This is a genomic window from Achromobacter sp. GW823-FHT04E03 (assembly GCF_058796095.1).
Genome location: NZ_JBXAIJ010000002.1, coordinates 1,024,368 through 1,049,289, shown reverse-complemented (window position 1 = coordinate 1,049,289; position 24,922 = coordinate 1,024,368). Strand labels below are relative to the sequence as shown.

The window sequence follows — 24,922 nt, the reverse complement described above, 5'->3', positions numbered from 1 at the left end:
AACATGAACCATCCCGGTCTGCAAACCGCCATGGCCCACTGCGGCCTGATCGCCATCCTGCGCGGCATCAAGCCCGCCGAGGCCGAAGCCATAGGGCAGGAACTCTATGCCGCGGGCTTTCGCCTGATCGAAGTGCCGCTGAATTCGCCCGATCCGCTGGACAGCATCCGCGCCATGCGCGCGGCGCTGCCCACCGACTGCCTGATCGGCGCGGGCACCGTGCTGGATCCCGAGGACTGCGCCCGCGTGCAGCAGGCCGGCGGCGAACTGATCGTCATGCCGCACAGCGACGCCGCAGTGATCCGCGCGGCCAAGGCGCTAGGCATGGCCTCCTGCCCCGGCGTGGCCACGCCCACCGAAGCCTACGCCGCACTGGCGGCCGGCGCCGACGTGCTGAAGATGTTTCCGGCCGAACAACTCGGCCCCGTCGTGCTGAAGGCCTGGCGCGCCGTGCTGCGCCCGCCGATCGCGCTGGCGCCCGTGGGCGGCATCACGCCCGACAACATCGCGATTTACGCCCAGGCGGGCGCCAGCGGCTTCGGCCTGGGCTCCGCCTTGTACAAACCCGGCCTGTCGGCCGCCCAAGTCGGCCAGAACGCGCGCGCATTCATCGCGGCCTGGCAACGCGCCTATCCCGCCCAGGAGACCCAAGCATGAAGATCACCAAGCTCACCACCTACATCGTGCCGCCGCGGTGGTGCTTCCTGAAGATTGAAACGGACGCCGGCATCGTAGGCTGGGGCGAACCGGTCGTCGAAGGCCGCGCCCATTCGGTCGCCGCCGCCGTCGAGGAACTATCCGACTACCTGATCGGCAAAGACCCCCGCAACATCGAAGACCACTGGACCGTGCTGTACCGCGGCGGCTTCTACCGCGGCGGCGCCGTCCACATGAGCGCGCTGGCCGGCATCGACCAGGCCCTGTGGGACATCAAGGGCAAGCACCTGGGCGTACCCGTGTCGCAGCTGCTGGGCGGCAACGTGCGCGACCGCATCCGCGTGTACTCGTGGATCGGCGGCGACCGCCCGGCCGACACCGCCGCGGCCGCCAAGAGCGCCGTGGAGCGTGGCTTCACCGCCGTGAAGATGAACGGCACCGAGGAACTGCAGTACATCGATTCCTTCGACAAGGTCGAGAAGTGCCTGGAGAACGTGGCCGCCGTGCGCGACGCGGTCGGCCCCAACGTAGGCATAGGCGTGGACTTCCATGGCCGCGTGCACAAGCCCATGGCCAAGGTGCTGATGAAGGAGCTGGACCCGTTCAAGCTCATGTTCATCGAAGAACCCGTGCTGAGCGAACACTACGAAGCATTGAAGGAACTGGCCCCGCTGACCTCCACCCCGATCGCGCTGGGCGAACGCCTGTTCTCGCGCTGGGACTTCAAGCGCGTGCTGTCCGAAGGCTATGTGGACATCATCCAGCCTGACCCGTCGCACGCCGGCGGCATCACCGAGACCCGCAAGATCGCGGCCATGGCCGAAGCCTATGACGTGGCGCTGGCGCTGCACTGCCCGCTGGGCCCGATCGCGCTGGCCACCTGCCTGCAGATCGACGCCGGTTGCTACAACGCCTTCATCCAGGAACAAAGCCTGGGCATCCACTACAACGCCGCCAACGACCTGCTGGACTACGTCAGCAACCGCGAAGTCTTCGCCTACGAAGACGGCATGGTCGCGATTCCGCAAGGCCCGGGCCTGGGCATCGAGGTCAACGAGGAATACGTGAAGGAACGCGCCGCCGTGGGCCACCGCTGGCGCAACCCGATCTGGCGCCACGCCGACGGCAGCTTCGCCGAATGGTAAGCCGATAAAAATCAGCCGATAGAGAGAAAGAGGAGACATCCCTTGTCCACTGCCACCCACGCCGGCCTGCAGGGCGCCCAGCGCCCCACGCGCAGCCGGTACCTCATCATGGTGATGCTGTTCATCACCGTCGTCATCAACTACCTGGACCGCAGCAACCTGTCGATCGCAGCACCCGCGCTCAAGGACGAGTTCGGCCTGGACACCGTGCATGAAGGCCTGATCCTGTCGGCCTTCGGCTGGACTTACGCCGCCATGCAGATCCCCGGCGGCTGGCTGGTGGACCGCGTGTCGCCGCGCGTGCTGTACGCGGCCGCGCTGATCCTGTGGTCGGCAGCCACGTTCTTCATGGGCTTTGCCGGCAGCTTCGTCATCCTGTTCGTGCTGCGCCTGGCCGTGGGCGCGCTGGAAGCCCCGGCCTATCCGATCAACAACCGCGTCGTCACCACCTGGTTCCCGGAACGCGAACGCGCCACCGCCATCGGCTTCTATACCTCGGGCCAGTTCGTCGGCCTGGCGTTCCTGACGCCGGTGCTGGCCTGGCTGCAGCACCACTACGGTTGGCATATGGTGTTCGTCAGCACCGGCCTGCTGGGCATCGTGTGGGGCGTGCTGTGGTTCATGATCTACCGCGAGCCGCGGCAGTTCAAGGGCGCGAACGCGGCAGAAATCGAGCTGATCCAGCAGGGCGGCGGCGTGGTCGACCTGGACCGCAGCGTCAAGGAAAAGAAGGCCCCGTTCAACTGGAACGACCTGGGCCTGGTCATGAGCAAGCGCAAGCTGTGGGGCGTGTACCTGGGCCAGTTCTGCCTGACGTCCACGCTGTGGTTCTTCCTGACCTGGTTCCCCACTTACCTGGTCAAGTACCGCGGCATGGACTTCATCAAGTCCGGCTTCCTGGCGTCGGTGCCCTTCCTGGCGGCCTTCATCGGCGTGCTGTGCTCGGGCGTGCTGTCCGACTTCCTGATCCGCCGCGGCGCCACCGTCGGCCTGGCGCGCAAGCTGCCCATCATCCTGGGCCTGCTGATATCCACGTCCATGATCGGCGCCAACTTCACCGACTCCACGCCTTGGGTGATCTTCTTCCTGGCCGTAGCCTTCTTCGGCAACGGCCTGGCGTCGATCACCTGGTCGCTGGTGTCCACGCTGGCGCCGGTGCGCCTCCTGGGCCTGACGGGCGGGGTGTTCAATTTCGTCGGCAACCTGTCGTCGATCTGCACGCCCATCGTGATCGGCTTCCTGGTGACGAAGGACAGCTTCGCGCCCGCCATCGTGTACGTGTCGTCGCTGGCCCTGCTGGGTGCGCTGTCGTACATCCTGCTGGTGGGGAAGGTGGAACGGATCGAGGCCTGAGCGACGCCGCGATTTCCCTGCATGAAGAAAGGGCGCCTGCATGCACAGGCGCCCTGTTTACTTGCTGCGCGTCGCGGCTTCAGCAGCCCTGCATCGCCAGCTTGCGTTGGCGCTGGTTGCTGGCGCGCTGCCACAGCACCAGGCCCAGACCCGCTGCGGCGATGATCGCGCCGGCGACCGGCACCGCGGCATAGCCCATGCCCGCCGAGATCACGCCCCCGCCCGCTGCGGCGCCTACCGCGTTACCCAGGTTGAAGGCGCCCACGTTCACTGACGACGCCAGCCCCGGCGCATCGGTGGCGGCGCGCATGACGCGCATCTGCAGCGGCGGCACCACCGCAAACGTGCCGAAACCGAAGATCAGCAGCGCAATCGCGGCGCCGGTCTGCGTCGTAGCGAGCCACGGGAATGCCAGCAAGTCGGCGATGATCAGCACCAGGAAGGCGATCAGGCTGCCATCCAGCGAACGGTCGGCAAAACGCCCGCCCACCGTATTGCCGATAGTGAAGCCGATGCCGATCAGCACCAGCATCGCCGTGACGAAGTTGGGCGATGCGCCCGTCAGTTCGGCCAGGGTCGGCGCCACGTAGGTGTAAAGCGTGAACATCGCGCCCGCGCCCAGCACCGTGGTGAGCAGGGCCACCAGCACCACCGGGCTCTTCAGCACGGCCAGCTCGCGGCGGATGTCGGGACGGCGTCCGGCCTCGCCGGCCGGCAGCGCGAACCACAGCGACAGCATCGCGATCAGGCCCAGCACCGAGGTCGCGGCGAATGACATGCGCCAGCCTATGACCTGGCCCAGCCACGTGGCTGCGGGCACCCCGCCGACGTTGGCGATGGTCAGCCCCAGGAACATGGTGGCCACGGCGCTGGCCTGCTTGTGGCGCGGCACCACGCTGGCCGCCACCAGCGAACCCAGGCCGAAGAAGGCGCCGTGGTTCAGGCTGGTGACCAGGCGCGCCAACAGCAGCGTCGTGTAGTTGGGCGACAGCGCGGACAGCACGTTGCCCACCGTGAAGATCGCCATCAGCACCAGCAAGGCGTTGCGGCGCGACCAGCGCGACAGCGCCAGCGTCATCAGCGGCGCGCCCACCATCACGCCGATGGCGTAGGCGCTGATCAGCATGCCGGCGCTGGGTATGGACACGTCCACCCCTTCGGCGATGACGGGCAACAGGCCCATGGGAGAAAACTCGGTCACGCCGATGCCGAAGGCACCGACGGCGAGCGCCAGCAATGGCAGGCCGGCCTTCACCGGCTGGGAGTCCTGGGGATTCATCTGGTTTCCTTGGGTTCGATTGCGCCGACCGGGAGAGCGGGCCGGCGCAAAGGGGCCGGAACGCGGGAAAACCCGGATCGGAAGACAGGCGTCCAGTATGCCGCCGTCATCCTTGCGAAAAAAGGCAGGAAACAGCGAAACACTTTTGACCTGGAGTCATGAATCCGGAAAAGGGGCCGATTCGTCTCAGGCCAGTCCCAGCAACCTTTCCGTCTCGCGCGCCAGGGCGACCAGGCGCGGGCCGATGTCGGCCGCGCGCTCGCGGTAAGGCCCGTCCTGCGCCGGCACGCCGCAATTGAAGACGTACAGCAACGACTGATAGGGCCTGCCCAGCGGCGCGGCAAAGCCATAGGCGTCCGGCCGCCACTCCAGGTTGTTGCCGCAATATCCCTTGCGCTCCAGATCGCGGCGCGCGGCCGCCAGGCTGGGGAAGTGGGCCTCGTAGTGCCGGGGATCCGCCACGCGCAGCTGGTTCAGGACGACCGCCCGCTCCTCATCCGAAACCCGCGCCAGCCAAGCCTTGCCGGCGGCGCTGGACAACAGCGGCAGCGCCGCGCCTATGTCGGGCCGCGTCTGCAAGGCTTCGTTGGAGCGGGCAGTCTCCACGTACACCATCTGGAGGCGGTCACGTACCACCAGCGACACGGCGCCGCGCGCGTGGTCGGCCAGCTGCTTCATCAGCGGCCGCGCCAATTGCCGGATCTGCATGCTGGCGAGCAAGGGATAGCTCAGCGCCAGCACCGAGGCGCCCAGCCGGTAGCGCGCCGGCTCGCCCTCGCGTTGCAGAAAACCCAATTCAACCAGCGTATGCGTCAAGCGCGCCACGGCGCTGCGCGACAGGCCGGTCTGCTGCGCGAAGTCCTTGTTGGCCAGCACCGGGCGGTCGGCGCGAAAGCACGCCAGGATGTCGATACCACGCGCCAGCGTGGTGGTGAATTCCCGGTCCTGGTCATGCGTCATTCTGGCGCTCCAGCATTTTTTCCACGCGCGCCACCAGCGTCAGCAGACGCGGCGCGATGCGGCCGCGCAGGTCGCCCGGCCGCAGCCGCGTCACGGGCACGCCGCAGTTGAACACCAGCGCCTGGCCGTCGACCCGCGTGCGCATGGGTACCGCCACCGCGTGCACGTCCGAGTGCCAGTCGCCCTGGCCCACGCAATAGCCATGCTCGGCGTAGTCGCGCTGAGCCTGCTCCCAGTCCGGCGCGTGACGCCGCCAGACGGCGGGATCCTGGCGCCGCAGCGCCGCCAGCAAGGGCTCAGCCTCGTCCGCCGGCGCCTGCGCGAGCCAGGCGCGCCCCATGGCCGAAGGCAGCAGCGGCAGCAAGGCGCCGATGTCCGGCCGGAACGACACGGCGTCATGGCCGCGACAGGTTTCCACGTACACCATGTTCAGGCCGTGATGCATGCCCAGCGAGGCCGAGCCGCCCGCCGCATCGGCCAGGCGCTTCATCAGCGGGCGCGCCAATTGGCGAACCTTGATGCTGGCCAGAAGCGGGTAGCTCAGCGACAACACCGCCGTGCCAAGCCGGTACCGCCGCAAGCCCCCGTCGTAGCGCAGCAAGCCGCGCTGCATCAGCGTGGTGGTCAAGCGTGAAATCGTGGCCTTGGACAGGCCGGTGCGGTCCGCCAGTTCGCGGTTGCTGAGCGCGGGTTCGCCATGCCGGAACGCCTGCAGCACTGACAAGCCGTGCGCCAGCGTGGTGGCGAAGGCGGGGTCGGCATGGCGCTCGCCGGGGCGGGTGGTCATGGTGGAGGTCCTGGGCGCGGCGCGCGCGGAATGCGCGGTCTGTCCCTGCCGATCATAGAGCAGCGACGGCCCGCCATGCGTTCAAGATATCAAAACACTTGTCTCAAATCCCGCGGCCTTTTGCTAGCCTGGATTCAACACGGCGCGGCACGCATCAGCGCCCATGATGAAACGGAGACTAGCCATGATCAGGGACCCTGACGGATTCCCGCAATTCCTCGAATCGCTGCGCCGCTACGTGCGAGAGCAACTGGCGCCGCGCGAAGCCGAGGTCGCCCGCCTGGACGAGGTGCCGCAGGACCTGGTCGCCAGCATGGCCGCGCAGGGACTGTTCGGCTATTCCATCCCGGAGCAATACGGCGGCGCCGGCATGACGACCGAGGAGCTGATCCTGGCGGCCATGGAACTGTCGCAATGCTCGGTGGCGTTTCGCGCCCGGGTCGGCACCAACACGGGCATCGGCTCCGAGGCGCTGGTGGCGGACGGCACCGACGCGCAGAAGGCCCGCTACCTGCCGCGGCTGGCCTCCGGGGAACTGACCGGCTGCTTCGCCCTGACCGAGCCGCAGGCGGGTTCCGACGCCACTGCGCTGCGCACCACCGCCGTGCGCGACGGCGACCACTACGTGCTGAACGGCGAGAAGTGCTTCATCACCAATGCCCCGCTGGCGGGCCTGTTCACCGTCATGGCGCGCACCGATCCCGATGCGCCTGGCGCCAAGGGCATCACCGCATTCATCGTGGAGCGCGGCACGCCGGGCCTGTCCACCGGCCAGCCCTACGACAAGATGGGCCAGGCCGGATCGCCGGTTTCCGCCGTGCATTTCGAGGACTGCCGCGTGCCGGCAGACTGCATCATCGGCGGCCAGGAAGGCGTGGGCTTCAAGACGGCCATGAAGGTGCTGAACAAGCAGCGCATCCATCTGGCCGCGCTGTGCATCGGCCCGGCGATCCGCATGCTGGACGACACGTTGCGCTTCGTGGCCGAGCGCCAGCAGTTCGGCAAGCCGCTGATGGACTTCCAGTTGATCCAGGCCATGCTGGCCGACTGCCAGACCGAGATCCAGGCCGCCCGCGCGCTGGTTCTGCAAACCGCCCGCGAGCGCGATGCGGGCGAGGACGTGACGCTGAACGCCTCGATCTGCAAGTACTTCGCGTCCGAGATGTGTGGCCGCGTGGCGGACCGATGTGTGCAGATGCATGGCGGGTACGGCTACATCGCCGATCACGGCATCGAACGCTTCTACCGCGACGTGCGCCTGTTCCGCCTGTACGAGGGCACCAGCCAGATCCATCAATTGAACATCGCCCGCCATACGCTGAGCCAGGCGGGCTACACGCCCGGCCGCTAGGGCAATACAGGGACCGCAGCCGCAAGAAGCCGGCGGCCCGCCAAACCAAAGGAGACTTCCATCATGCTGCACAAGCACCTGCCGAAGTGGATCGGCGCCATGGCCGCCGCCTTCGCCTGCGCGGCGCTGCCGCCGCAAGCCGCGGCCGCCTATCCCGACAAGCCCGTGAGGCTGATCGTGCCCTTCGCCCCGGGCGGCTCGACCGACATCCTGGGCCGCCTGCTGGCCGAGGCGCTGCATCCCATCCTGGGCCAGCCGGTCATTGTGGAGAACAAGCCCGGCGCTGGCGGCAACATCGGCGGCGACTTCGTGGCCCGCGCCGCGCCCGACGGCTACACGCTGCTGCTGGCCGCTGCCGGTCCCACCGTCATCAATCCCAGCCTGTACGCCAACATGCCGTTCAACCCGGCCAAGGACCTGGCGCCCATCACCTGCCTGGAACGCGAACACAACCTGATGGTGGTGACGAAGTCCATGCCGGTGAAGACGCTAGAGGAGTTCCTGCAGTACGCGCGCAACAACCCCGGCAAACTGTCGTTCGGCTCTCCCGGCAACGGTTCGCCCGCGCAACTGGCTGGCGAACTGCTCAAGCAGCAGACCGGCATCCAGGCCGAGCATGTGCCCTACAAAGGCACCGGCCCCGCCATCACCGACCTGGTGGCCGGCCACATCGATTTCATGATCGACAACATGCCGGCGCTGCTGCCGCAGGTCAAGGCGGGCGGCCTGCGCGCGCTGGCGGTCCCCAGCGACCAGCGCGCCACCGCCGCCCCTGACATTCCCACCTTCGATGAAGCGGGCCAGAAGGGCTTTGTGGTGATGGCCTGGAAGGGTTTGATGGCGCCCGCCGGCACCGATCCGGCGGTGATCGAACGGCTGCACGCGGCGGTGGTCAAGGCGCTGCAAGACCCGCAGCTGCGCACCCGCTTCCAGGAGCTGGGCGCGGAACCGCTGGCCAGCACGCCCGCCGAGTTCGCCAAGCAGATCGCCGACGAAACCGCCTGGTGGGGCAAGCTGGTGCAGTCCACCGGCACCCGCATCCAGTAAACCCGCCGGGAGACCGCCATGCAAGCCTTGATCCGAACGCTGCGCGCACTGTGCGCCGTGGCCCTGCTGGGCGCGGCCGGGGCGGCGCAGGCCGCCGCCTACCCCGACAAACCGGTGCGCCTGATCGTGCCCTACGCGGCCGGCGGCGGCACCGACACCGCGGCGCGCATGATCGCCCGCAAGCTGGCGCCCTTGCTGGGCCAGCCCGTGGTGGTCGAAAACAAGCCCGGCGGCGCCACGCAGATCGGCACCGCTTTTGTCGCCAGCGCCGCGCCCGACGGCTACACCTTGCTGATGGGCACCGCCAACCTGGCGACCAACAGCGTGCTGTACGCCAAGCTGCCCTATGACGTGAAGAAGAACCTGACGCCCGTGGTCTGGGCCACGGATGTGCCGGTCTACCTGCTGCTTCCCGCAGCCAGCCCGATACGCAGCCTGGAAGACTTGAAACGCGCCGCCGCGCAACAGCAGGGGCTGACCTTCGCCACCGCGGGAACGGGCAGCATCCCCCATCTGGCGGGCGAACAGTTCGCGCACCAGACCGGTATCGCGCTGCGGCACATCCCGTACAAGGGCAGCAGCGAAGCCGCCACCGCGCTGGTCGGCGGCCAGGTCCAGATGAGCTTCGACAACCTGCCTCCGGTGTATGCGCAGGTCAAGGCCGGGCGTCTGCGCGCCGTCGCCATCGCCTCGCAAACGCGCAATCCCGAACTGCCCGACGTGCCCACGCTGGCTGAACTGGGCGTGCCCTTGTCGGCCTCGTCCTGGTGGGGCGTGATGGCGCCCGCCGGTACGCCCAAGGACGTGGTCGCCCTGCTGAACCGGCAGATCAACGCCGTGCTGGCCGATCCGGAAGTGCGCAGCTACTTCAGCGGGCTGGGCATGCAAGCCACAGGCGGCACGGCCGAAGCGTTCGGCCGGCACATCGCCGACGAAACCGACAGATGGCGCGCCGTGGTCAAGCAGGCCGGCGTCAAGATCGAGGAATAAACCATGCAGTCCAAGCCAGAACGCAACGGCGGCGACGCCCTGCAAGACCTGTGCGCGCGCGTGCGCCGCTTCGTCGACGAGGTGGCGATACCGGCCGAGTCCCCCGCCATTGCCCGCGACGTGGCCGCGCTGGATCGCTGCGTCGCCCAATTGCGCGTACAGGCCCGCGAGGCCGGCCTGTATGCGCCCCAGTTGCCGCAGGAATGGGGCGGACTGGGCTTGGGCTGGCGCGCCCTGGCACAGGTGCTGGAAGAAGCGGGGCGCGGCTTCCTGGGCCCCGCCGCGCTGAACTGCGCCGCGCCCGACCAGCCCAACATGCTGACGTTGCTGCGCCTGGGCGACACCGCCCAGCAGGAGCGCTTCCTCGCGCCGCTGGTGCGCGGCGAACAGCGCGCCTGCTTCGCCATGACCGAGCCCGCCCCCGGCGCCGGCTCCGATCCGTCCATGCTGCGCACGCGCGCCGAAAGGCGCAACGGACGCTGGGTGCTCAACGGCCACAAGCAATTCATCAGCGGCGGCGTGGGTGCGGATTTCGCGCTGGTGCTGGCGCGCACCGATACCGGCGCCACGCTGTTCCTGGTGCCGGCGGACACGCCGGGCTACCAGGTGGTGCGCGACATCGGCATGGTGACGGGCTACCAGATCGGCGGCCACGCCGAAATCCTGCTGCAAGACTGCGAGGTCGGTGACGAGGCCGTGCTGGGCGAGCCCGGCCGCGGCCTGGAATATGCGCAGCTGCGGCTGGAACCTGCCCGGCTGTCCCATTGCATGCGCTACATCGGCCGCGCCCGGCGTGCGCTGGAGACGGCGCAGGCCTATGTGGTGCGGCGCGAATCCTTCGGCGCGCGCCTGGCGGACCTGCAGCAGATCCAGGCCATGGTCGCGGACTCCCACATCGACCTGCATGCCAGCCGCCTCATGACGCTGGACTGCGCAGCCCGCATGGACGAAGGCCTGTCGGTGAAACAGCACAGCGCCATGGCCAAGGTCTTTGTGTCCGAGGCCGTGAACCGCGTGGCCGACCGCGCCGTACAGATGATGGGCGCATCGGGCCTCTCGGACGACACGCCCGTATCCATGGTCTGGCAGGAGATGCGCCCCTTCCGCATTTATGACGGCGCCAACGAACTGCACCGCGCCACGCTGGCGCGCCGGCTGCTGGCCTGATCCCTTAAGGAGACGAACATGGAAAATCCCGAATTCCAGGCCTACCGCCTGCACGCAGGCGCGGCGGGCGAACCGCCGCAGGGCCGTTTCGACACCCTGACCGCGGACCAGTTGTCCGCGGGCGACACGCTCATCAAGGTGGCCTATGCCGGCCTGAACTACAAGGACGCGCTGGCCCAGGCCGGGCGCGGCGGCATCATCCGCGAGTATCCACGCATCGGCGGCATTGATCTTTCTGGCACCGTTGTGCATTCCGCCGACCCTGCGCTCGCGCCCGGCCAGGAGGTCGTGGTGCATGGCTTCGGCATCGGCGTGGACTGCGACGGCGGCTATGCCGAGTATGCGCGGGTGCGCCACGACTGGGCGCTGCCGCTGCCCGCCGGCATCGGACTGCGCGATGCGGCCGTGCTGGGCGCGGCGGGCTACACCGCGGCGCTCTCGCTGCACTGGATGGAGCATTGCGGACTGACGCCGGAACAAGGCGAGGTCCTGGTCACCGGCGCAACCGGCGGCGTTGCCGGCGTCGCCATCGACATCCTGAGCCAGCGCGGCTATCGCGTCTGCGCCATGTCCGGCAAGCCGGATGCGGCGGACTATCTGCGCTCGTTGGGCGCGCAGGAGGTGATTGCCCCGCCCGACCTGTCGGCCGGCATCAAACCGCTCATGAGCGCGCGCTGGGCGGGCGTGGTCGACTCCGTGGGCGGGCCGCTGCTGGCCCACGCGTTGGCCAGCCTGAAGCCGGACGGCGTGGCCGCCGCCTTCGGCAACGCCGGCGGCGCGGAACTGCCCACCACCGTCATCCCTTTCATCTTGCGCGGCGTCAAGCTGCTGGGCATCAACGCCAACAGCCCCATGCCGCTGCGGCGCCAGGTATGGAACAAGCTCGCCGCCGAATACCGCCCCGCGCACCTGGACCTGATCGCGCGCGTCATCGAACCCCGCCAGCTGCCGCAAGCGCTGGCCGCCATGCTCGAACGCGGCAGCACGGGCCGCAGCGTCGTGCGCTACTCCTGATTTTTTATCGCCACATCATGACTGACTCTTCCCTGTCCCGCCTCTTCAATCCGCAAGGCATCGCCATCGTCGGCGCCTCGGCCACGCCCGGCAAGATCGGCGCGATGCCGGTGAAGCTGCTGCTACAACACGGCTACGGCGGCCGCATCATCCCCGTCAACCCGCGCGCAGACGCCATCGCCGGCCTGCCGGCCGTACCCGGCCTGGACGCGCTGGACGCGGAGGTGGACCTGGCCATTCTGGCCGTGCCGGCCGCTCATGCCACGCAGGCGCTGGAACGCGCCCGGCCCGGCCAGGTAGGCGCCGCCGTGGTGTTCACCTCGGGTTTTTCCGAGACCGGCGCGCAAGGGGCCGCGCAACAGGAACGGCTCTGCGCCATCGCGCGCGAGCGCGGCATCCGCCTGCTGGGGCCGAATTGCCTGGGCTTCATGAACGTGCGGCGCAATGTCTACGCAACGTTCTCGCCCGCCCCCGCCAACGGCATCGTCGCCGCCGGCGGCATTGGCATGGTGTCGCAGAGCGGCGCATTCGGCGCCTACGCCTACAGCATGGCGCGCGAGCGCGGCCTGGGCCTGTCGCACTGGATCAGCACCGGCAACGAGGCCGACATCGACGTGGCCGACTGCATCGAATGGCTGGCTCGTGACGCCGATACGCGCGTCATCATGGCCTACATGGAAGGCTGCCGCGACGGCGCCAAGCTGCGCCTCGCCCTGGCCGCGGCGCGCGCGGCTGGCAAACCCGTCGTCGTCACGAAGATCGGCCGTACCCAGGCCGGCGCGCAAGCCGCAGCTTCGCATACCGCTGCGCTGGCCGGCGATGACGCCGTCTACGACGCGCTGTTCCGCCAATACGGCGCCCTGCGCGCGTGCACCATCGAGGAATTCTTCAACCTGGGCTATGCGCTGGACACCTGGAAACAGCCGCCGCAGGGCCGCCGGCTGGGGATCTTCACCATCTCTGGCGGCGTGGGCGCCTTGATGGCCGACGAGGCCGACGACACTGGCCTGGCGCTGCCCGAGCCCGCCGCCGAAGCGCAAGCCCGACTGCTGGAGCGCGTGCCCTTCGCCAGCGGCCGCAATCCCGTCGACGTCACCGGCCAGGCCGTGTCCGAACCCGGGCTGCTGCTGGCCACCGCCGACGACATGCTGGCCGATGGACGCTACGACGCGCTGGCCGTCTTCCTGGCCGCCGCTGGATCCTCCGAAGCCTTGTGGCCTACCTTCGAGGCTTTCGCAAGGCAGATGCAGGCCCGCCATCCGGACGTGCCGTTGGCCATCAGCGCGCTGTTCCCGCCCGCGCGCCGCCGGGAACTGGAGCAACTGGGCTGCCTGGTGTTCACTGATCCCAGCGCCGCCATCCGCACGATAGGCGCGGTGGCCGGGCTGGCTGCTCATACGGGTAGCGACGTGGTTGACGATGCTCCCACGATGCCCGCGGCGCACACACCGCCATTGCTGGACGCCTACAACGAAGTCCAGGCCATGGCGCTGCTGCGCCAGGCCGGCTTGCCGGCCTCGCCCTGCACGCTGGCCGCCGACGTGGACGCGGCGGTGCGCGCCGTCGCCGAGCTGGCTGCTACGGACGGCGACGCCGCTCCCGTCGTGCTCAAGGTGGTATCGCCCGACATCACGCACAAGAGCGACGTAGGCGGCGTGAAGCTCAACATCCGCGGCGAAGCCGCCGTGCGGCAGGCCTATGCCGACATCATGGCCGCCGTGCGCCAGCACCGGCCCGACGCCCGCATCGACGGCGTGCTCGTCGCGCCCATGGCGCCCAAGGGCGTGGAATGCATCGCCGGCGTGCATTGCGACCCGGTGTTCGGCCCGGTCGTCATGTTCGGGTTGGGCGGCGTCTTCGTCGAAGTGCTCAAGGATGTGAGCTTCCGCCTGGCCCCCTTCGGTCGCGAGGAAGCCCTGGCGATGATCCGCGAGATCAAGGGCTACGCGCTGCTGCAAGGCGCGCGCGGCGCGCCTCCTTGCGACGTCGATGCGCTGGCTGACGCGCTGGCGGCGCTATCCCGCTACGCCCACGCGCGGCGGGAGGACTTCAGTTCAATGGAGATCAATCCCTTGCTGGCGCTGCCCGAGGGACAAGGGGTGGTGGCACTGGATGCGGTGGTGATGCGGGGCTAGGCGCCACCCGGACGGTGGCGCCGATGCGGCCGCGGGCGGCTACGCGTCCATCCCCCACCGCCTGGCATGCTTGCGGGTGTTGGTCTTGATCCAACGCCCCAAGCGCTCGATCAACGTGCGCTCCGCGCCCCCCGGCGCCTGCGCCAGCAGTCCTGCCTGCACCTCATCCAAGGCGACGGGAAGCGCATCCACCAGCGACTCCCCTGCTGCCCTGACGTAGCGCAGGGCAAAACCCAACTCCTTAGCCATGGTCGCGATATGTTCCGCGCCGATGCTGCCCGGCTTCACTTCACCGCCGATCGCAAACGCGAAATTGCGAGCAAGCCCGGAGTACATGCCCGTGCACATCAGGTCATAAAAGGGCGCCAGCCGGTATCGGCCATCTTGCGTCTGCAGCACGGACAGGTTCTTGGCATGGCTATCGTTGTTGCCGACGCACAAGTTGAAGAATATCCATTGCAGGAATCGCTTCAAATCCGCCGCGCCGATGCCCATGCTTCCCAACAGCTCCCGACATTGCTGCAGCGACGGACCGCCATCGGACTCATACTTCACGTCGGACGGTTTGCCAGCCAGCTGGCAGAGATCCAACTGATGCAGCCGCAGCAAACCACCCTTGCCGTCAGGCTTGCGGTCATACCGGGTAATCAGGCATGCGCGCGTATCGGGCTGATAGCGGACTTCCGCCACGCCCAGGCCCATTCTGGCGGCCAACTGCATGACCAGCGTTTCGTTCAGGGCCGATGACCATACGCCATCGAGGCCGCGAATATCCGGCTTCAGAATATGCGTGGACGGTGCAGCCCCCTCGGGTATCGCTGGCGAACCATCGGGCATGACCGTCAATAGAAGCTTGTCCTGCGCCCCGGCCAGGGAAATGCGGGCGCCCTCGGCGTTCTCCGCCGCCAGCGCGGGCACGGCCACGTTTTGCAGGCGCTTTGTCACGTCCTGCCATGTAGCAACCCGGTGGCGCGCCGGCGCGGGCCGCTCCCCTTGCGGCAGTATCGTCAACCCGCTGGCGGTATCCCCGCCCACGCTGCGCAGCAGACCGAAGACCGTGGTGGCATGGCGGCTGACCTGCAGAAACTTGCGTACATGCCCTTCGGGCAACAGGTTTTCAAAAAAAGCATGCACGGCATCGCCCGCATGATCGCCGCTGCGCAGAGGCACCGACGGCGAAATTGCATGCGCGCCAGCCCAATTCAGCCAGGCATCTTCGTACACGAAGCGCAACGGCCGCTCGTCGAACAAGCGGCCGACCTTGCGGTCAGCGTGATAGAGGTCCAGCGCGTCAGCGACGGTCATGGCAGCCTCGGGCGTTTGGGCGCTACCTGCACTTCCAGGCCCAGCAGATCCAGCATGTCCAGCACCTTCTGCAATTGCAGCGTGGGCTTGCCGCGCTCCAGATCCACCACATAGCGGTTGCCGGTGCCAGACAGGCCAGCCAAGTCCGCTTGCAGCAAGCCCTGCGAGCGCCGCACGGCCTTCACCAATTCGCCCAATTCGGTCGATGTGCGGATCGTTACGCCGGCCCCGCCTGCGAGCTCGGCAGGAATATCTTGCGAGGGCATGGCCGCCTCCAAAATTACCGATCGGTAATTTTAGGATAAAAATTTGATTGGCGTAGGAAAAAAATTACCGAGCGGGAAAAATTTGCCGCAGCACATTTTTCTACGGCGAAAAAATTACCGAGCGGGAATAATTTTTTCTATCCAAGCGGATTTTTTGTACAAAATTACCGATCGGTAATTTTTTAATCACTGCTTGTGAAACGTCTCCCAAAAGAAAAAAGGCGCCAAGGGGCGCCTTTCTTCCTTCAAGCGGATGCGCCGCTTACTTCAGCAGCAACGCATTCAAGCGCTTCACGAACGCGGCCGGGTCGGCGATCTGCGCGCCTTCGGCCAGCAGCGCCTGATCCAGCAGCAGGCGCGCCCACTGGTCGAATTCGCCGTCTTCGGCAGCGCGGATGCGGGCCAGCAGCGGGTGCTCCGGGTTGATTTCCAGCACCGGCTTGACGTTGGGCGCTTCCTGGCCGGCGGCCTTGAGCATGCGCAGCAGGTGCGGGCTGAGTTCGTTCTGGCCCACCACCACGCACGCCGGCGAGTCCACCAGGCGCAGCGTCACGCGCACTTCCTTGACCTGGTCTTCCAGCGTCTTCTGCAGGCGCTCGACCAGCGGCTTGAAGTCCTCGGCCACTTCGGCCTGGTGCTTCTTTTCTTCCTCGTCGGCCAGCTCGGCCAGGTCCAGGCCGCCCTTGGCCACCGACACCAGCGACTTGCCGTCGAATTCACGCAGATAGGACAGCATCCATTCGTCCACGCGGTCCGACAGCAGCAGGACTTCGATGCCCTTCTTGCGGAAGATTTCCAGATGCGGGCTGTTGCTGGCCGCAGCGAAGGTATCCGCCGTGACGTAGTAGATCTTGTCCTGGCCTTCCTTCATGCGCGACACGTAGTCGGCGAACGACACGGTCTGGGCCTGGTCGCCCGTGTGGGTCGAGGCGAAACGCATGAGCTTGGCGATGCGTTCCAGGTTGGCCGAGTCCTCGCCCGCGCCTTCCTTCAGCACCTGGCCGAACTCCGACCAGAACGTGGCGTAGTCTTCCGGCTTGTTCTCCGCCATGTCTTCCAGCAGCGACAGGATGCGCTTGGCCGAGCCCTCGCGGATGGCGCGCACGTCGCGGCTTTCCTGCAGGATTTCACGCGACACGTTCAGCGGCAGGTCGGCCGAGTCGATCACGCCGCGCACGAAGCGCAGGTACGACGGCAGCAGCTGGTCGGCGTCGTCCATGATGAAGACGCGCTTCACGTACAGCTTCACGCCGTGGCGGCCGTCGCGGTCCCACATGTCCATGGGCGCATGCTTGGGCACGTACAGCAGCTGCGTGTATTCGCTGCGGCCTTCGACGCGGTTGTGGGTCCAGGCCAGCGGGTCGTCGTAGTCGTGCGACACCGTCTTGTAGAACTCGCGATACTGCTCTTCCGTGACGTCCGACTTGCTGCGGGCCCACAGCGCATTGGCCTGGTTCACCGTTTCCAGTTCTTCGGTCTTGACCTGCTCGCCCTTTTCCTGGTCCCACTCTTCCTTGGCCATGCGGATGGGCAGGGAGATGTGGTCCGAGTAGCGGCGCAGGATCTCGCGCAGCTTCCAGCCGTTGAGCAATTCGTCTTCGTCGGCGCGCAGGTGCAGCGTCACGTCCGTGCCGCGCGTGGCCTTCTCGGCAGCGGCGATGGTGAATTCGCCCTGGCCGTCGGATTCCCACTGGATCGCGTCCGTGGCGCCGGCGCGGCGGCTGACCACCGTGACCTTGTCGGCCACGATGAACGACGAATAGAAGCCCACGCCGAACTGGCCGATCAGCTGCGCATCCTTCTGCTTGTCGCCGGTCAGCTGCGAGAAGAATTCCCGCGTGCCGGAGCGCGCGATCGTGCCCAGGTTGGCCACGGCTTCTTCACGCGACAGGCCGATGCCGTTGTCGGAAATCGTGATGGTGCGGGCGGCCTTGTCGTAGCTGACCGTGATGGCCAGTTCGCCATTGCCTTCCAGCAGTTCGGGCTGGTCGATGGCCTCGAAGCGCAGCTTGTCGCAGGCATCCGATGCGTTCGACACCAGCTCGCGCAGGAAGATTTCCTTGTTGCTGTACAGCGAATGGATCATCAGGTGCAGCAGCTGCTTCACCTCTGCCTGGAACCCCAGGGTTTCGGACGTGGAAGGCGTGGCGGTTTGGCTCATAGTTCTACGTGGCTAGGTAAAAATTAGGGACGGTTATTGGCTGCCGGGACATCTGGCCCGCGCGGCCGCCGGGAAACCCTACTGATGTGGGGGCCAATGGCGCACTTTCAAGGGCGGGCAAAAAAACCCCCGCAGGTTCTAGCCTCCCCTTTTGGGGAGTGGCGGCAGCGCCTCAGAAAATCGAGAACACCTTGCGGTAACGTGTCTTGGCTTCCAGCACGGCTTCATACTGCGGCACCGCCAGCTTGCCGGCCCGGACCAGCTTGCGTATGTCGGCAGCCGTGATCTGCCGTGTTTCTTGCGAACTCAGCAGGAAATCCGCCGCGCCGCGGTCCATGATCTGATAGATCGAATGGGAAATCAGCTGCGAGGGTCCAAGCTCATCCAGGTAATAGAGCTTCTCTCCCTTCTGCCAGACCGTGCCGAAGTTGTGATAAACCACGCCGCGCTTGATCCATTCCCCAGCCGGCGCATCCGCCAGCTGGTTGACCAGCGTGGAACGGGACACCAGCCCGCCGCCCCCGCCCCGCGAGTTGCGGGCCCAAACTTCCTGCGCCTGCAGGAACAACGTCTGTTTGCCGTCCGTGTACACGTATGGCGACAGCTCGGTGAAGGATCCCGAGGCGAAGGGATCGTCGCCAGCCCGTTCCACCTGCCGCGTCTGCGTGTTGTAGAAAAAGATACCGTCCTTGCTGCGGAACAGCGCCTGGTACACATGCCGGCCGTGCTCGTTCAGCAGGCGGTACGGCGCATGCGCCGCGTCGAAGGGCTGCGCGCCCACATACACCATGCCGTCGCGGGGGTCTTGCAGATAGGGCTGGCGGTACAGGTCGCCCACCATGAAGGTGTACAGCGCGGGATCATCCGACAGCGGCAGCAACTGTTCGTGGAAATAGACGCGGCGGCCATCGGCGAAGAAATCGTCGCTGGAACGCACGTCGCCATCCCGGCCTGCAGGCAGGCGGCGCAGCGAAGCCGGCGCCGCCTGCGGCATTTCGCGGCCGCGGTAGTACACGCGTACATCGTCGGTGGCCAGCTCGCGGTCCAGCAACGGCCGGTAGGGCCGGGCGCTGGCCGGCAGGGCGACGAACGGATACAGGTAGGTCTGCGGCTTGGGGCCGGCGTCCGCCTGGTACTGGATCCTCTGCCAGAACTCGTCCAGCATGCCCAGCTCCTCGTTGCGCACGCTGTGCATCGAGCAGAAAACCGTAACCGCGCCGTCGCTGAAATAGCTGTTGCCCAGGTAGCGCGCCGACACCGGCTTCATGTCGGGCACGACCTGATTGCCGCAATACACGCGGCGCTGGTCCCTGGCCGCCTGCCTGCCGTCGAAGGCTCCGGTATCGAAGGCCGTGAAACTGGCTGGATCGGCCTCGTCCATGCGGTAGTAGCCGTTGCTGGGGACGGCGGCGTAAACGCCGCCCTGATAATTCTTATAGATACTGTTGCCGTAAGACTGCCCACGGTCGACGGCCGCGAAGTCGTCGCCGTCCATCAACCAGAACAGCAGGAACATCGGCAGCGCGGCGATGATCAGGACCAGCGTGATCACGGCCCATTTGGCGCGTTTTTGCATGGAGTGGCGGGGCTGACCTGCCGTTGATTGGCGACCAGGGATTCTAACCAGCGGCGGAGATCCCGGCCCGCGCCTGCGCCCCCCTCCCGGTCCGTCCCCGGACGGCACGGGGCCTTCCCCGCTAAAATCCCGCACTTTCCTCCCCTACCCATCCCTGGCCGGCCCATCCGCCATGCAACCCGCCTCCCTGACCCAACCCGCCCCCCACGGCTCATCCGACGCCGACCCCAGCCCTGACCTGGTCTACGGCCCCGACGACCGTCCCGCGCCTCCCGTGGCCTTTGTCGCCGCCCTGCAGCACCTGCTGGCCATCCTGGTTCCCATCGTCACCCCCGGCCTGCTGATCTGCCAGGCCCTGGGTGTGAGCACCCGCGACACCACCCTGATCGTGTCCATGTCGCTGGTCATCTCCGGCATCGCCACCTACGTCCAGTGCAAGCGCTTCGGCCCCCTGGGCGCCGGACTGCTGATCGTGCAGGGCACCAGTTTCAACTTCGTCGGCCCGCTGATCGCTGGCGGCTCGGTCATGGTCAAGCAAGGCACCCCGGTCGAAGCCGTCATGGCCGCCATCTTCGGCGTGGTCATCGCCGGCTCCTTCGTCGAAATGGGCATCAGCCGCATCCTGCCCTTCGTCAAGCGCCTGATCACCCCGCTGGTCACCGGCATCGTCGTGCTGCTGATCGGCCTGACGCTGATCAAGGTCGGCCTCATCAGCATGGGCGGCGGCTACAGCGCCATGGGCAACGGCACCTTCGCCAGCGCCGAGAACCTGACGCTGTCCGGCCTGGTCCTGGGCACCATCATCCTGCTGAACCGCGTGCCGGTCGTGTGGGTGCGCAGCACCGCCCTGGTGCTGGCGCTGGCCGTCGGCTACATCGCCGCCGCCTACATGGGCCGCCTAGACTTCACCGGCGCCCGCGAAGCCGCCCTGTTCCAGATCCCCACCCCGCTGCACTTCGGCCTGGGTTTCTCGTGGGCGCTGTTCGTGCCCATGCTGATCATCTACCTGGTCACGTCCCTGGAAGCCATCGGCGACGTCACCGCCACCAGCAAGGTCTCCAAGCAGCCCGTCGAAGGCCCGCTGTGGATGCAGCGCATCAAGGGCGGCGTCCTGGTCAACGGCGCGAATTCGCTCCTGGCCGGGGTCTTCAACACCTTCCCCAGCTCGGTCTTCGCGCAGAACAACGGCGTGATCCAGCTGACCGGCATCGCCAGCCGCCACGTCGGCGTATGGATCGCCGGCATGCTGATCCTGCTGGGCCTGTTCCCGGCCGTGGCCGGCATCCTGCAGGCCGTGCCCGAACCCGTCCTGGGCGGCGCCGCCATGGTCATGTTCGGCGCGGTCGCCGCGTCCGGCATCAACATCCTGGCCGGCATCCACCTGGACCGCCGCGCCCTGCTGATCATCGCCGTGTCCCTGGCCCTGGGCCTGGGCGTGTCGCAAGTGCCGGAAATCCTGTCGCACCTGCCCCATGCCGTGAAGAACGTGCTGGAGTCGGGCGTCGCCACCGGCGGCATCTGCGCGCTGGTGATGAACTGGTTTTTGCCTGAGAAGAAGTAAGGCTGCGAATTCCTCGGAAAGCCGGTCCCGGCCTGCGCCTGTGTGCGGAGGGACTGGCCCCCGTCAGATGGCAGGATCCAGGGCCGCCTGACAATTTTTCCCAGACCGCATATAATCGCCGTCTTCGCTTCTCCCGCGACCGTCATCTGGACGTGTCCGCGACCTCCTAGCCCGGGTGGTGAAATTGGTAGACGCAGGGGACTCAAAATCCCCCGCCGCAAGGCGTGCCGGTTCGATTCCGGCCCCGGGCACCAGAATTCAAAAAGCCGTCCCTGCAAATGCAGGGACGGCTTTTTGCTTTGAAAGACGGTGAGCGTCGCCGTTAGCGAAATATCCCAACTCAGGCTACGAATATCGGCAATCCCCGTGGACCCCTATCATGCACCTTGGCTCTACAGCGAACGGAAACGCACGCCTCAGAGCGCCTACTTTGAGGCCAGACCGAGGCATCGCTGAGCATTCTGGGCTTGTCCGGGCTATCGCCAATGCTGGCATTTGTGCGCAGCCGCCTCTGCCGGTATCTTGTCGGCACCGTCAGCCGCCAAAGCTCGGCTTTGGGCGCCCCTGACTGTCCGCACCGGCTCGAGCATTTTCATGAAAGTGCCATCTCTTCGACTGTGGCCTCCTTCGAGAACTGCGTTTTCGCGAGGTGCCGAAGTGCAGGAATCTCCTTGTCGAATGCATTCTCCATTCTTCTCACATGTTCGACGAGCCACTTAATCATGCTTGGCCAGCTCTCTCGGTTGTGTCCGTCGAAGGAAGCAGCGCATTCGATCAGTGACACCTTTTTGTCGTCCATGCGCCGCCAGGACAGCGGACCTTCGAAAGCCACCTCAAGCTCCTCCCGGCGTGCGTAGAGGTAGTCGAACAGCGCTTTGTTCGCCTCCTTCGATCGTGTGCCTAGGGCGAACTCTACCCGCGCCTCGTCTCTGTTGAAGATCATCGAATAGTAGATGCCGCTGGCGCCGGAGCCCGCATTGAGCCAATGGTCTCGGCTGGGACTGACGTTGGCGTAGAGTTCCACATTCGCTGTCCGAAGCGCCTCTAGGGCCGCATGCCAGAAATCCGTGCGCAACTGATACCGTGTCGCCTGGCCGCGCTCCGAGGACTGTTCCTCGTCTTCCTTTTCGGAAATGCCAATCATGAGTTCTTCGGCTTCTGGAAGCGGAATGACCTGTTCGACAGTGAGGAACAGATCGTCTCCGTCCTTGAACGGCGTCGCTCGAAAGCACTTCACGAACACCCGATGCTTCAATAGCCACAAAACAGTGGATGTCACTTCCTTTCGGAACTGCGCCGCCACCATGATGAGACGCTGATCGTTGCCGGGGTTCAGCACGACCTCCGCAAATTCTTCCTGTCCCAAAAAGTCGCAGATGAGCGCCTTCGCATCCTGGCCCGGTCCGGACTTGTCCAGATACTTCTGAAAGACCTCGGCGATCTGTGACTTCGACAAGGTTGAGCAGTAGGAGGCGTATTTGAGAGCTTGCCAAACGACGTCTTTTCCCGAGTCGTCAAGCTTGTTCTCGATGATGACTAAGTCACCGTTCTTATCGATGGCCAGCAGGTCGAGTCGCTCCCGGGTGTCGTCGAAGCCGTCGAATTCCTTTTGGATGATGAGAAGCTCTTCGCCCAGAGCATCTGGCTGATTAGCCAGCCATTCCTGAAGATGGTGCCGTTCGGTGAATCCCAGTTCCGAAAAACTCACCTCCTTCAGCTTGATGATGCGATTCGATGCATGGTCAATTCGGAACATGTATGGTCAATCCGGTTTCCGTTGTTGGGACGCATGTGGGCAATGCGGGCACGCCCGGTAGGAGCAGTGCTAGAGGCCACTATGTTACAAAATCATACTTCATCAAGCCTTGTGGTGCAGTCGCGGCCCCCGGGGGAGGTAGGCGGCTTTACAGACAGAGGATCTTCGATGGCCAAGTTATTTTTCTCTTATTCGCATGATGACGAGCAATATCGCGATCAGCTCGAAAAACACCTCGCGCCCTTGCAACACTAGGGACTCATCGAGTCTTGGCATGACCGCCGTATTGTCGCGGGCTGCCGCTTGGAAGCGGAGATTGATCAGCAGATCAACGCGGCGGATGTGATCCTTCTGCTTGTGAGTTCAAGCTTTTTGGCGTCCGACCACTCGGCACAGACTGTTGTAGACGGATGTTGACAGTCCTGTGCCCAGTTCCACGCAAGACGATCAATTAACCGTCACGCCCGCCTCGCGCACCACATCGCCCCACAAAGAAATCTCCTTCACGATCTGATCGCGAAAATCCTGCGGGCTACCCGGCGCGGCCTCTTCCCCTGTCGCCTTCAGACGATCAGCCATCTCAGGCATGACAACAGCCGCATTGATCGCGGCGTTCAGCTTGACCTGCACCTGCGGCGGCACGCCCTTGGGCGCGATGATGCCGTACCACACCGTCACGTCATACGGCACGCCAGCCTCACGCACCGTCGGGATGTCCGGCGCCGAGGACACGCGCTGCGGCAAGGTCACGGCCAGCACCTTCAGGCGCTTGTCCTCGCGGTAAGGCAGGGTCGAGCCGGCCGTGGTCAGCATCGCGTTGACCTGGCCTGAGACCGTGTCCGTCAGAGCCGGCGCGGACCCTTTGTACGGGATATGGACCATGGTGATACCGGCCGTCTTCAAGAAGGCCTCCATCGCCAGATGCGATATGCCGCCCGTACCCGACGAGGCATAGGTCAACCCGCCCGGCTTCTTCTTGGCCAACGCCACCAGGTCACCCAGGCTATCCGCCGGCACGCTGGGATTGACCGATACGAAGAACGGCGCACGCGCGATCATGCCGATCGGCGTCATGTCCTCGACCGGATCGAACGGCAGCTTGTACAGGCTGGGGTTGACGGAATAGCTGTTGGAAATCAAGGTCAGGGTGTAGCCATCGGGCGCTGCCTTCAGGCCCTGCTCCACACCCAGCTTGCCGCCCGCGCCGGGGCGGTTCTCCACCACCACGGGCTGCTTCAGGCCATCGGACAGCAACTGCCCCAGAAGACGCGCGATCCCGTCATTGCCGCCTCCGGCGGCAAAGGGCACGATCAGTTTGATCGGCTGCGAAGGGTAGTCATCCGTCTGCGCATTGGAAACCGATGCGGTAAACGCCACGGCAGCCAGCGTCATCCCCAGTACCGCCTTGCCCAGCTTGGCGCCGGATCGCGTTGTCATAGTTATCTCCTCCCTGATCGGCCGCGGCGCGGCCATGTTTATTGGCGAAAGGCGCAAGACTACAACTTAACGAGTGAAGTTGCAGGCTGGCCCAGCCTATCGATGGCGTTGAAAGGCTTCTCTATGTTGTATGCCTGGCCCGGACCGCAGGATCCCCGAGCCGCTCCACCAGCGTTGCCACCACCGACTTGTCCAACGATTGCACCGCATAGCAAAGTCCGATGCGCCGCGACATCTCCAGTCCTTCCAGCGGCCTGATCGCCACGCCGGCCTGGCTACGGGCGAGGGATTCCGGCGCCACGCACATGCCCGCGCCGGCGGCCGTCAACGCCAAGGCCAGGCGCAGCGATCCGGCGTGCGCGGCCGGCGTATTTGCACCGGCGCCATAGAAGGGCAGCAGGCGCTGATGCGTCGGGTGGCTCGGGCACACAATCCACGGCAATGCCGCGTCGGCGCCGCTGCCCGCGGGCAGGGCCAGCACATAGGGGTCGACGGACAGCGGCAAGAACAGCTCGTCCTCGCAACGCTCGTCTTCGGTCGCCAGTCGGGCATCGCCCTGGCATCCTTCAAGCAGATTCACGAAAAGCCCCGGCACGACTTCCTGTGCCGCGCGCATGAAGGCCGCGATGTCCGGCCCTGCGATATCCGCCTCCACGCCGATCTCGATGCGCGACGCAGACGAACCATGGCGGAACTGATGCGTCATCGAGTCCGTCTGCGACAGGATGCGACGCGCCTGTGGATACAGGATGCGGGCGTCCTCCGTCACGGCCACGCCCCGCGCCTGGCGTGCGAACAATTGCGTGCCCAGCAAGTCCTCCAGGCTCTTGATCGTGCCGGACAGAGCCGGCTGGCTCAGGTGCAGGCGACGGGCGGCGGCCGTGATGTTGCGCTCTTCGAAGACGGCGACAAAGGCCTTGAGTTGGCGGCTATCCATAAGATTTTCCGATTTCTTCCAAAGGAATAAACCATTTC

General features: G+C 66.0%; 20 protein-coding genes and 1 tRNA gene. 11 read left to right on the top strand and 10 right to left on the bottom strand.

Annotated features, from left to right (window positions below; translation table 11 throughout):
• The first annotated feature begins 3 nt into the window (after positions 1–3).
• The 3 genes from AC1RHV_RS16175 to AC1RHV_RS16165 are packed head-to-tail and all read left to right on the top strand — an operon-like array spanning position 4 to position 3,155.
• Positions 4–657 carry a 2-dehydro-3-deoxy-6-phosphogalactonate aldolase gene (locus AC1RHV_RS16175; protein WP_054459326.1) on the top strand — a complete coding sequence of 218 codons (654 nt, stop codon included), beginning with the start codon at positions 4–6 and terminating at the stop codon, positions 655–657.
• Positions 654–1,802 carry a galactonate dehydratase gene (dgoD, locus tag AC1RHV_RS16170; protein ID WP_492301338.1) on the top strand — a complete coding sequence of 383 codons (1,149 nt, stop codon included), beginning with the start codon at positions 654–656 and terminating at the stop codon, positions 1,800–1,802. The genes AC1RHV_RS16175 and dgoD overlap by 4 nt, the downstream gene beginning before the upstream one ends.
• A 42-nt stretch (positions 1,803–1,844) precedes the next feature.
• Complete coding sequence (locus AC1RHV_RS16165; protein WP_119450466.1) at positions 1,845–3,155, top strand: MFS transporter; 1,311 nt, start codon at positions 1,845–1,847, stop codon at positions 3,153–3,155.
• Between the two features lie 79 nt (positions 3,156–3,234).
• Here the strand turns inward: AC1RHV_RS16165 and AC1RHV_RS16160 are convergent, their stop codons facing one another.
• The 3 genes from AC1RHV_RS16160 to AC1RHV_RS16150 all read right to left on the bottom strand — a co-directional run bounded on the left by AC1RHV_RS16160 (position 3,235) and on the right by AC1RHV_RS16150 (position 6,181).
• Positions 3,235–4,434: an MFS transporter gene (locus AC1RHV_RS16160; RefSeq protein WP_054459320.1), complete on the bottom strand. Its 1,200-nt coding sequence runs from the start codon at positions 4,432–4,434 to the stop codon at positions 3,235–3,237.
• A 186-nt stretch (positions 4,435–4,620) separates the two neighbouring features.
• Entirely contained in the window at positions 4,621–5,394 is a 774-nt protein-coding gene (locus AC1RHV_RS16155) for an IclR family transcriptional regulator (RefSeq protein WP_175180503.1), read from the bottom strand.
• Entirely contained in the window at positions 5,384–6,181 is a 798-nt protein-coding gene (locus tag AC1RHV_RS16150) for an IclR family transcriptional regulator (RefSeq protein ID WP_119450470.1), read from the bottom strand. Before AC1RHV_RS16150 ends, AC1RHV_RS16155 begins: the two co-directional genes overlap by 11 nt.
• A 184-nt stretch (positions 6,182–6,365) precedes the next feature.
• Here AC1RHV_RS16150 and AC1RHV_RS16145 point away from each other — a divergent pair, with 184 nt between their 5' ends.
• From AC1RHV_RS16145 to AC1RHV_RS16120, 6 genes are all read left to right on the top strand, one after another.
• Entirely contained in the window at positions 6,366–7,532 is a 1,167-nt protein-coding gene (locus tag AC1RHV_RS16145) for an acyl-CoA dehydrogenase family protein (RefSeq protein WP_119450471.1), read from the top strand.
• Positions 7,533–7,595: 63 nt separating this feature from the next.
• Complete coding sequence (locus AC1RHV_RS16140) at positions 7,596–8,579, top strand: Bug family tripartite tricarboxylate transporter substrate binding protein (RefSeq protein WP_119450472.1); 984 nt, start codon at positions 7,596–7,598, stop codon at positions 8,577–8,579.
• 18 nt (positions 8,580–8,597) lie between these two features.
• Positions 8,598–9,569: a tripartite tricarboxylate transporter substrate binding protein gene (locus AC1RHV_RS16135; RefSeq protein ID WP_492301335.1), complete on the top strand. Its 972-nt coding sequence runs from the start codon at positions 8,598–8,600 to the stop codon at positions 9,567–9,569.
• A 3-nt stretch (positions 9,570–9,572) separates the two neighbouring features.
• Positions 9,573–10,736 carry an acyl-CoA dehydrogenase family protein gene (locus AC1RHV_RS16130; protein WP_192352851.1) on the top strand — a complete coding sequence of 388 codons (1,164 nt, stop codon included), beginning with the start codon at positions 9,573–9,575 and terminating at the stop codon, positions 10,734–10,736.
• Between the two features lie 18 nt (positions 10,737–10,754).
• A complete protein-coding gene (locus AC1RHV_RS16125; RefSeq protein ID WP_492301334.1) occupies positions 10,755–11,750 on the top strand; it encodes an acrylyl-CoA reductase family protein in 996 nt (331 codons plus the stop codon).
• Between the two features lie 17 nt (positions 11,751–11,767).
• Positions 11,768–13,885, top strand: coding sequence for an acetate--CoA ligase family protein (locus AC1RHV_RS16120; protein ID WP_492301332.1), 2,118 nt, complete (start codon positions 11,768–11,770; stop codon positions 13,883–13,885).
• 39 nt (positions 13,886–13,924) lie between these two features.
• Here AC1RHV_RS16120 and AC1RHV_RS16115 read toward each other — a convergent pair whose 3' ends face one another.
• From AC1RHV_RS16115 to AC1RHV_RS16100, 4 genes are all read right to left on the bottom strand, one after another.
• A complete protein-coding gene (locus AC1RHV_RS16115; RefSeq protein ID WP_492301330.1) occupies positions 13,925–15,190 on the bottom strand; it encodes a type II toxin-antitoxin system HipA family toxin in 1,266 nt (421 codons plus the stop codon).
• Positions 15,187–15,456: a helix-turn-helix domain-containing protein gene (locus tag AC1RHV_RS16110; RefSeq protein ID WP_119450477.1), complete on the bottom strand. Its 270-nt coding sequence runs from the start codon at positions 15,454–15,456 to the stop codon at positions 15,187–15,189. Before AC1RHV_RS16110 ends, AC1RHV_RS16115 begins: the two co-directional genes overlap by 4 nt.
• A gap of 262 nt (positions 15,457–15,718) precedes the next feature.
• Positions 15,719–17,617 carry a molecular chaperone HtpG gene (htpG, locus tag AC1RHV_RS16105; protein WP_125470201.1) on the bottom strand — a complete coding sequence of 633 codons (1,899 nt, stop codon included), beginning with the start codon at positions 17,615–17,617 and terminating at the stop codon, positions 15,719–15,721.
• 172 nt (positions 17,618–17,789) lie between these two features.
• Complete coding sequence (locus AC1RHV_RS16100) at positions 17,790–19,193, bottom strand: DKNYY domain-containing protein (RefSeq protein ID WP_492301328.1); 1,404 nt, start codon at positions 19,191–19,193, stop codon at positions 17,790–17,792.
• 172 nt (positions 19,194–19,365) lie between these two features.
• On the opposite strand from AC1RHV_RS16100, the gene AC1RHV_RS16095 reads away from it, so the two are divergent.
• Positions 19,366–20,754 (top strand): uracil-xanthine permease family protein, encoded by a 1,389-nt coding sequence (locus AC1RHV_RS16095; protein ID WP_054459298.1) that lies wholly within the window; start codon positions 19,366–19,368, stop codon positions 20,752–20,754.
• A gap of 169 nt (positions 20,755–20,923) precedes the next feature.
• Positions 20,924–21,008: transfer RNA gene (locus AC1RHV_RS16090), tRNA-Leu, on the top strand.
• 338 nt (positions 21,009–21,346) lie between these two features.
• Here AC1RHV_RS16090 and AC1RHV_RS16085 read toward each other — a convergent pair.
• The 3 genes from AC1RHV_RS16085 to AC1RHV_RS16075 all read right to left on the bottom strand — a co-directional run bounded on the left by AC1RHV_RS16085 (position 21,347) and on the right by AC1RHV_RS16075 (position 24,884).
• Positions 21,347–22,510 (bottom strand): DUF4268 domain-containing protein, encoded by a 1,164-nt coding sequence (locus AC1RHV_RS16085; RefSeq protein ID WP_192353813.1) that lies wholly within the window; start codon positions 22,508–22,510, stop codon positions 21,347–21,349.
• Between the two features lie 447 nt (positions 22,511–22,957).
• On the bottom strand, positions 22,958–23,947 hold the full coding sequence (locus AC1RHV_RS16080; RefSeq protein WP_492301326.1) for a tripartite tricarboxylate transporter substrate binding protein: 990 nt from the start codon (positions 23,945–23,947) through the stop codon (positions 22,958–22,960).
• Between the two features lie 121 nt (positions 23,948–24,068).
• Entirely contained in the window at positions 24,069–24,884 is an 816-nt protein-coding gene (locus AC1RHV_RS16075; RefSeq protein WP_054458897.1) for a LysR family transcriptional regulator, read from the bottom strand.
• Between the last annotated feature and the right edge of the window lie 38 nt (positions 24,885–24,922).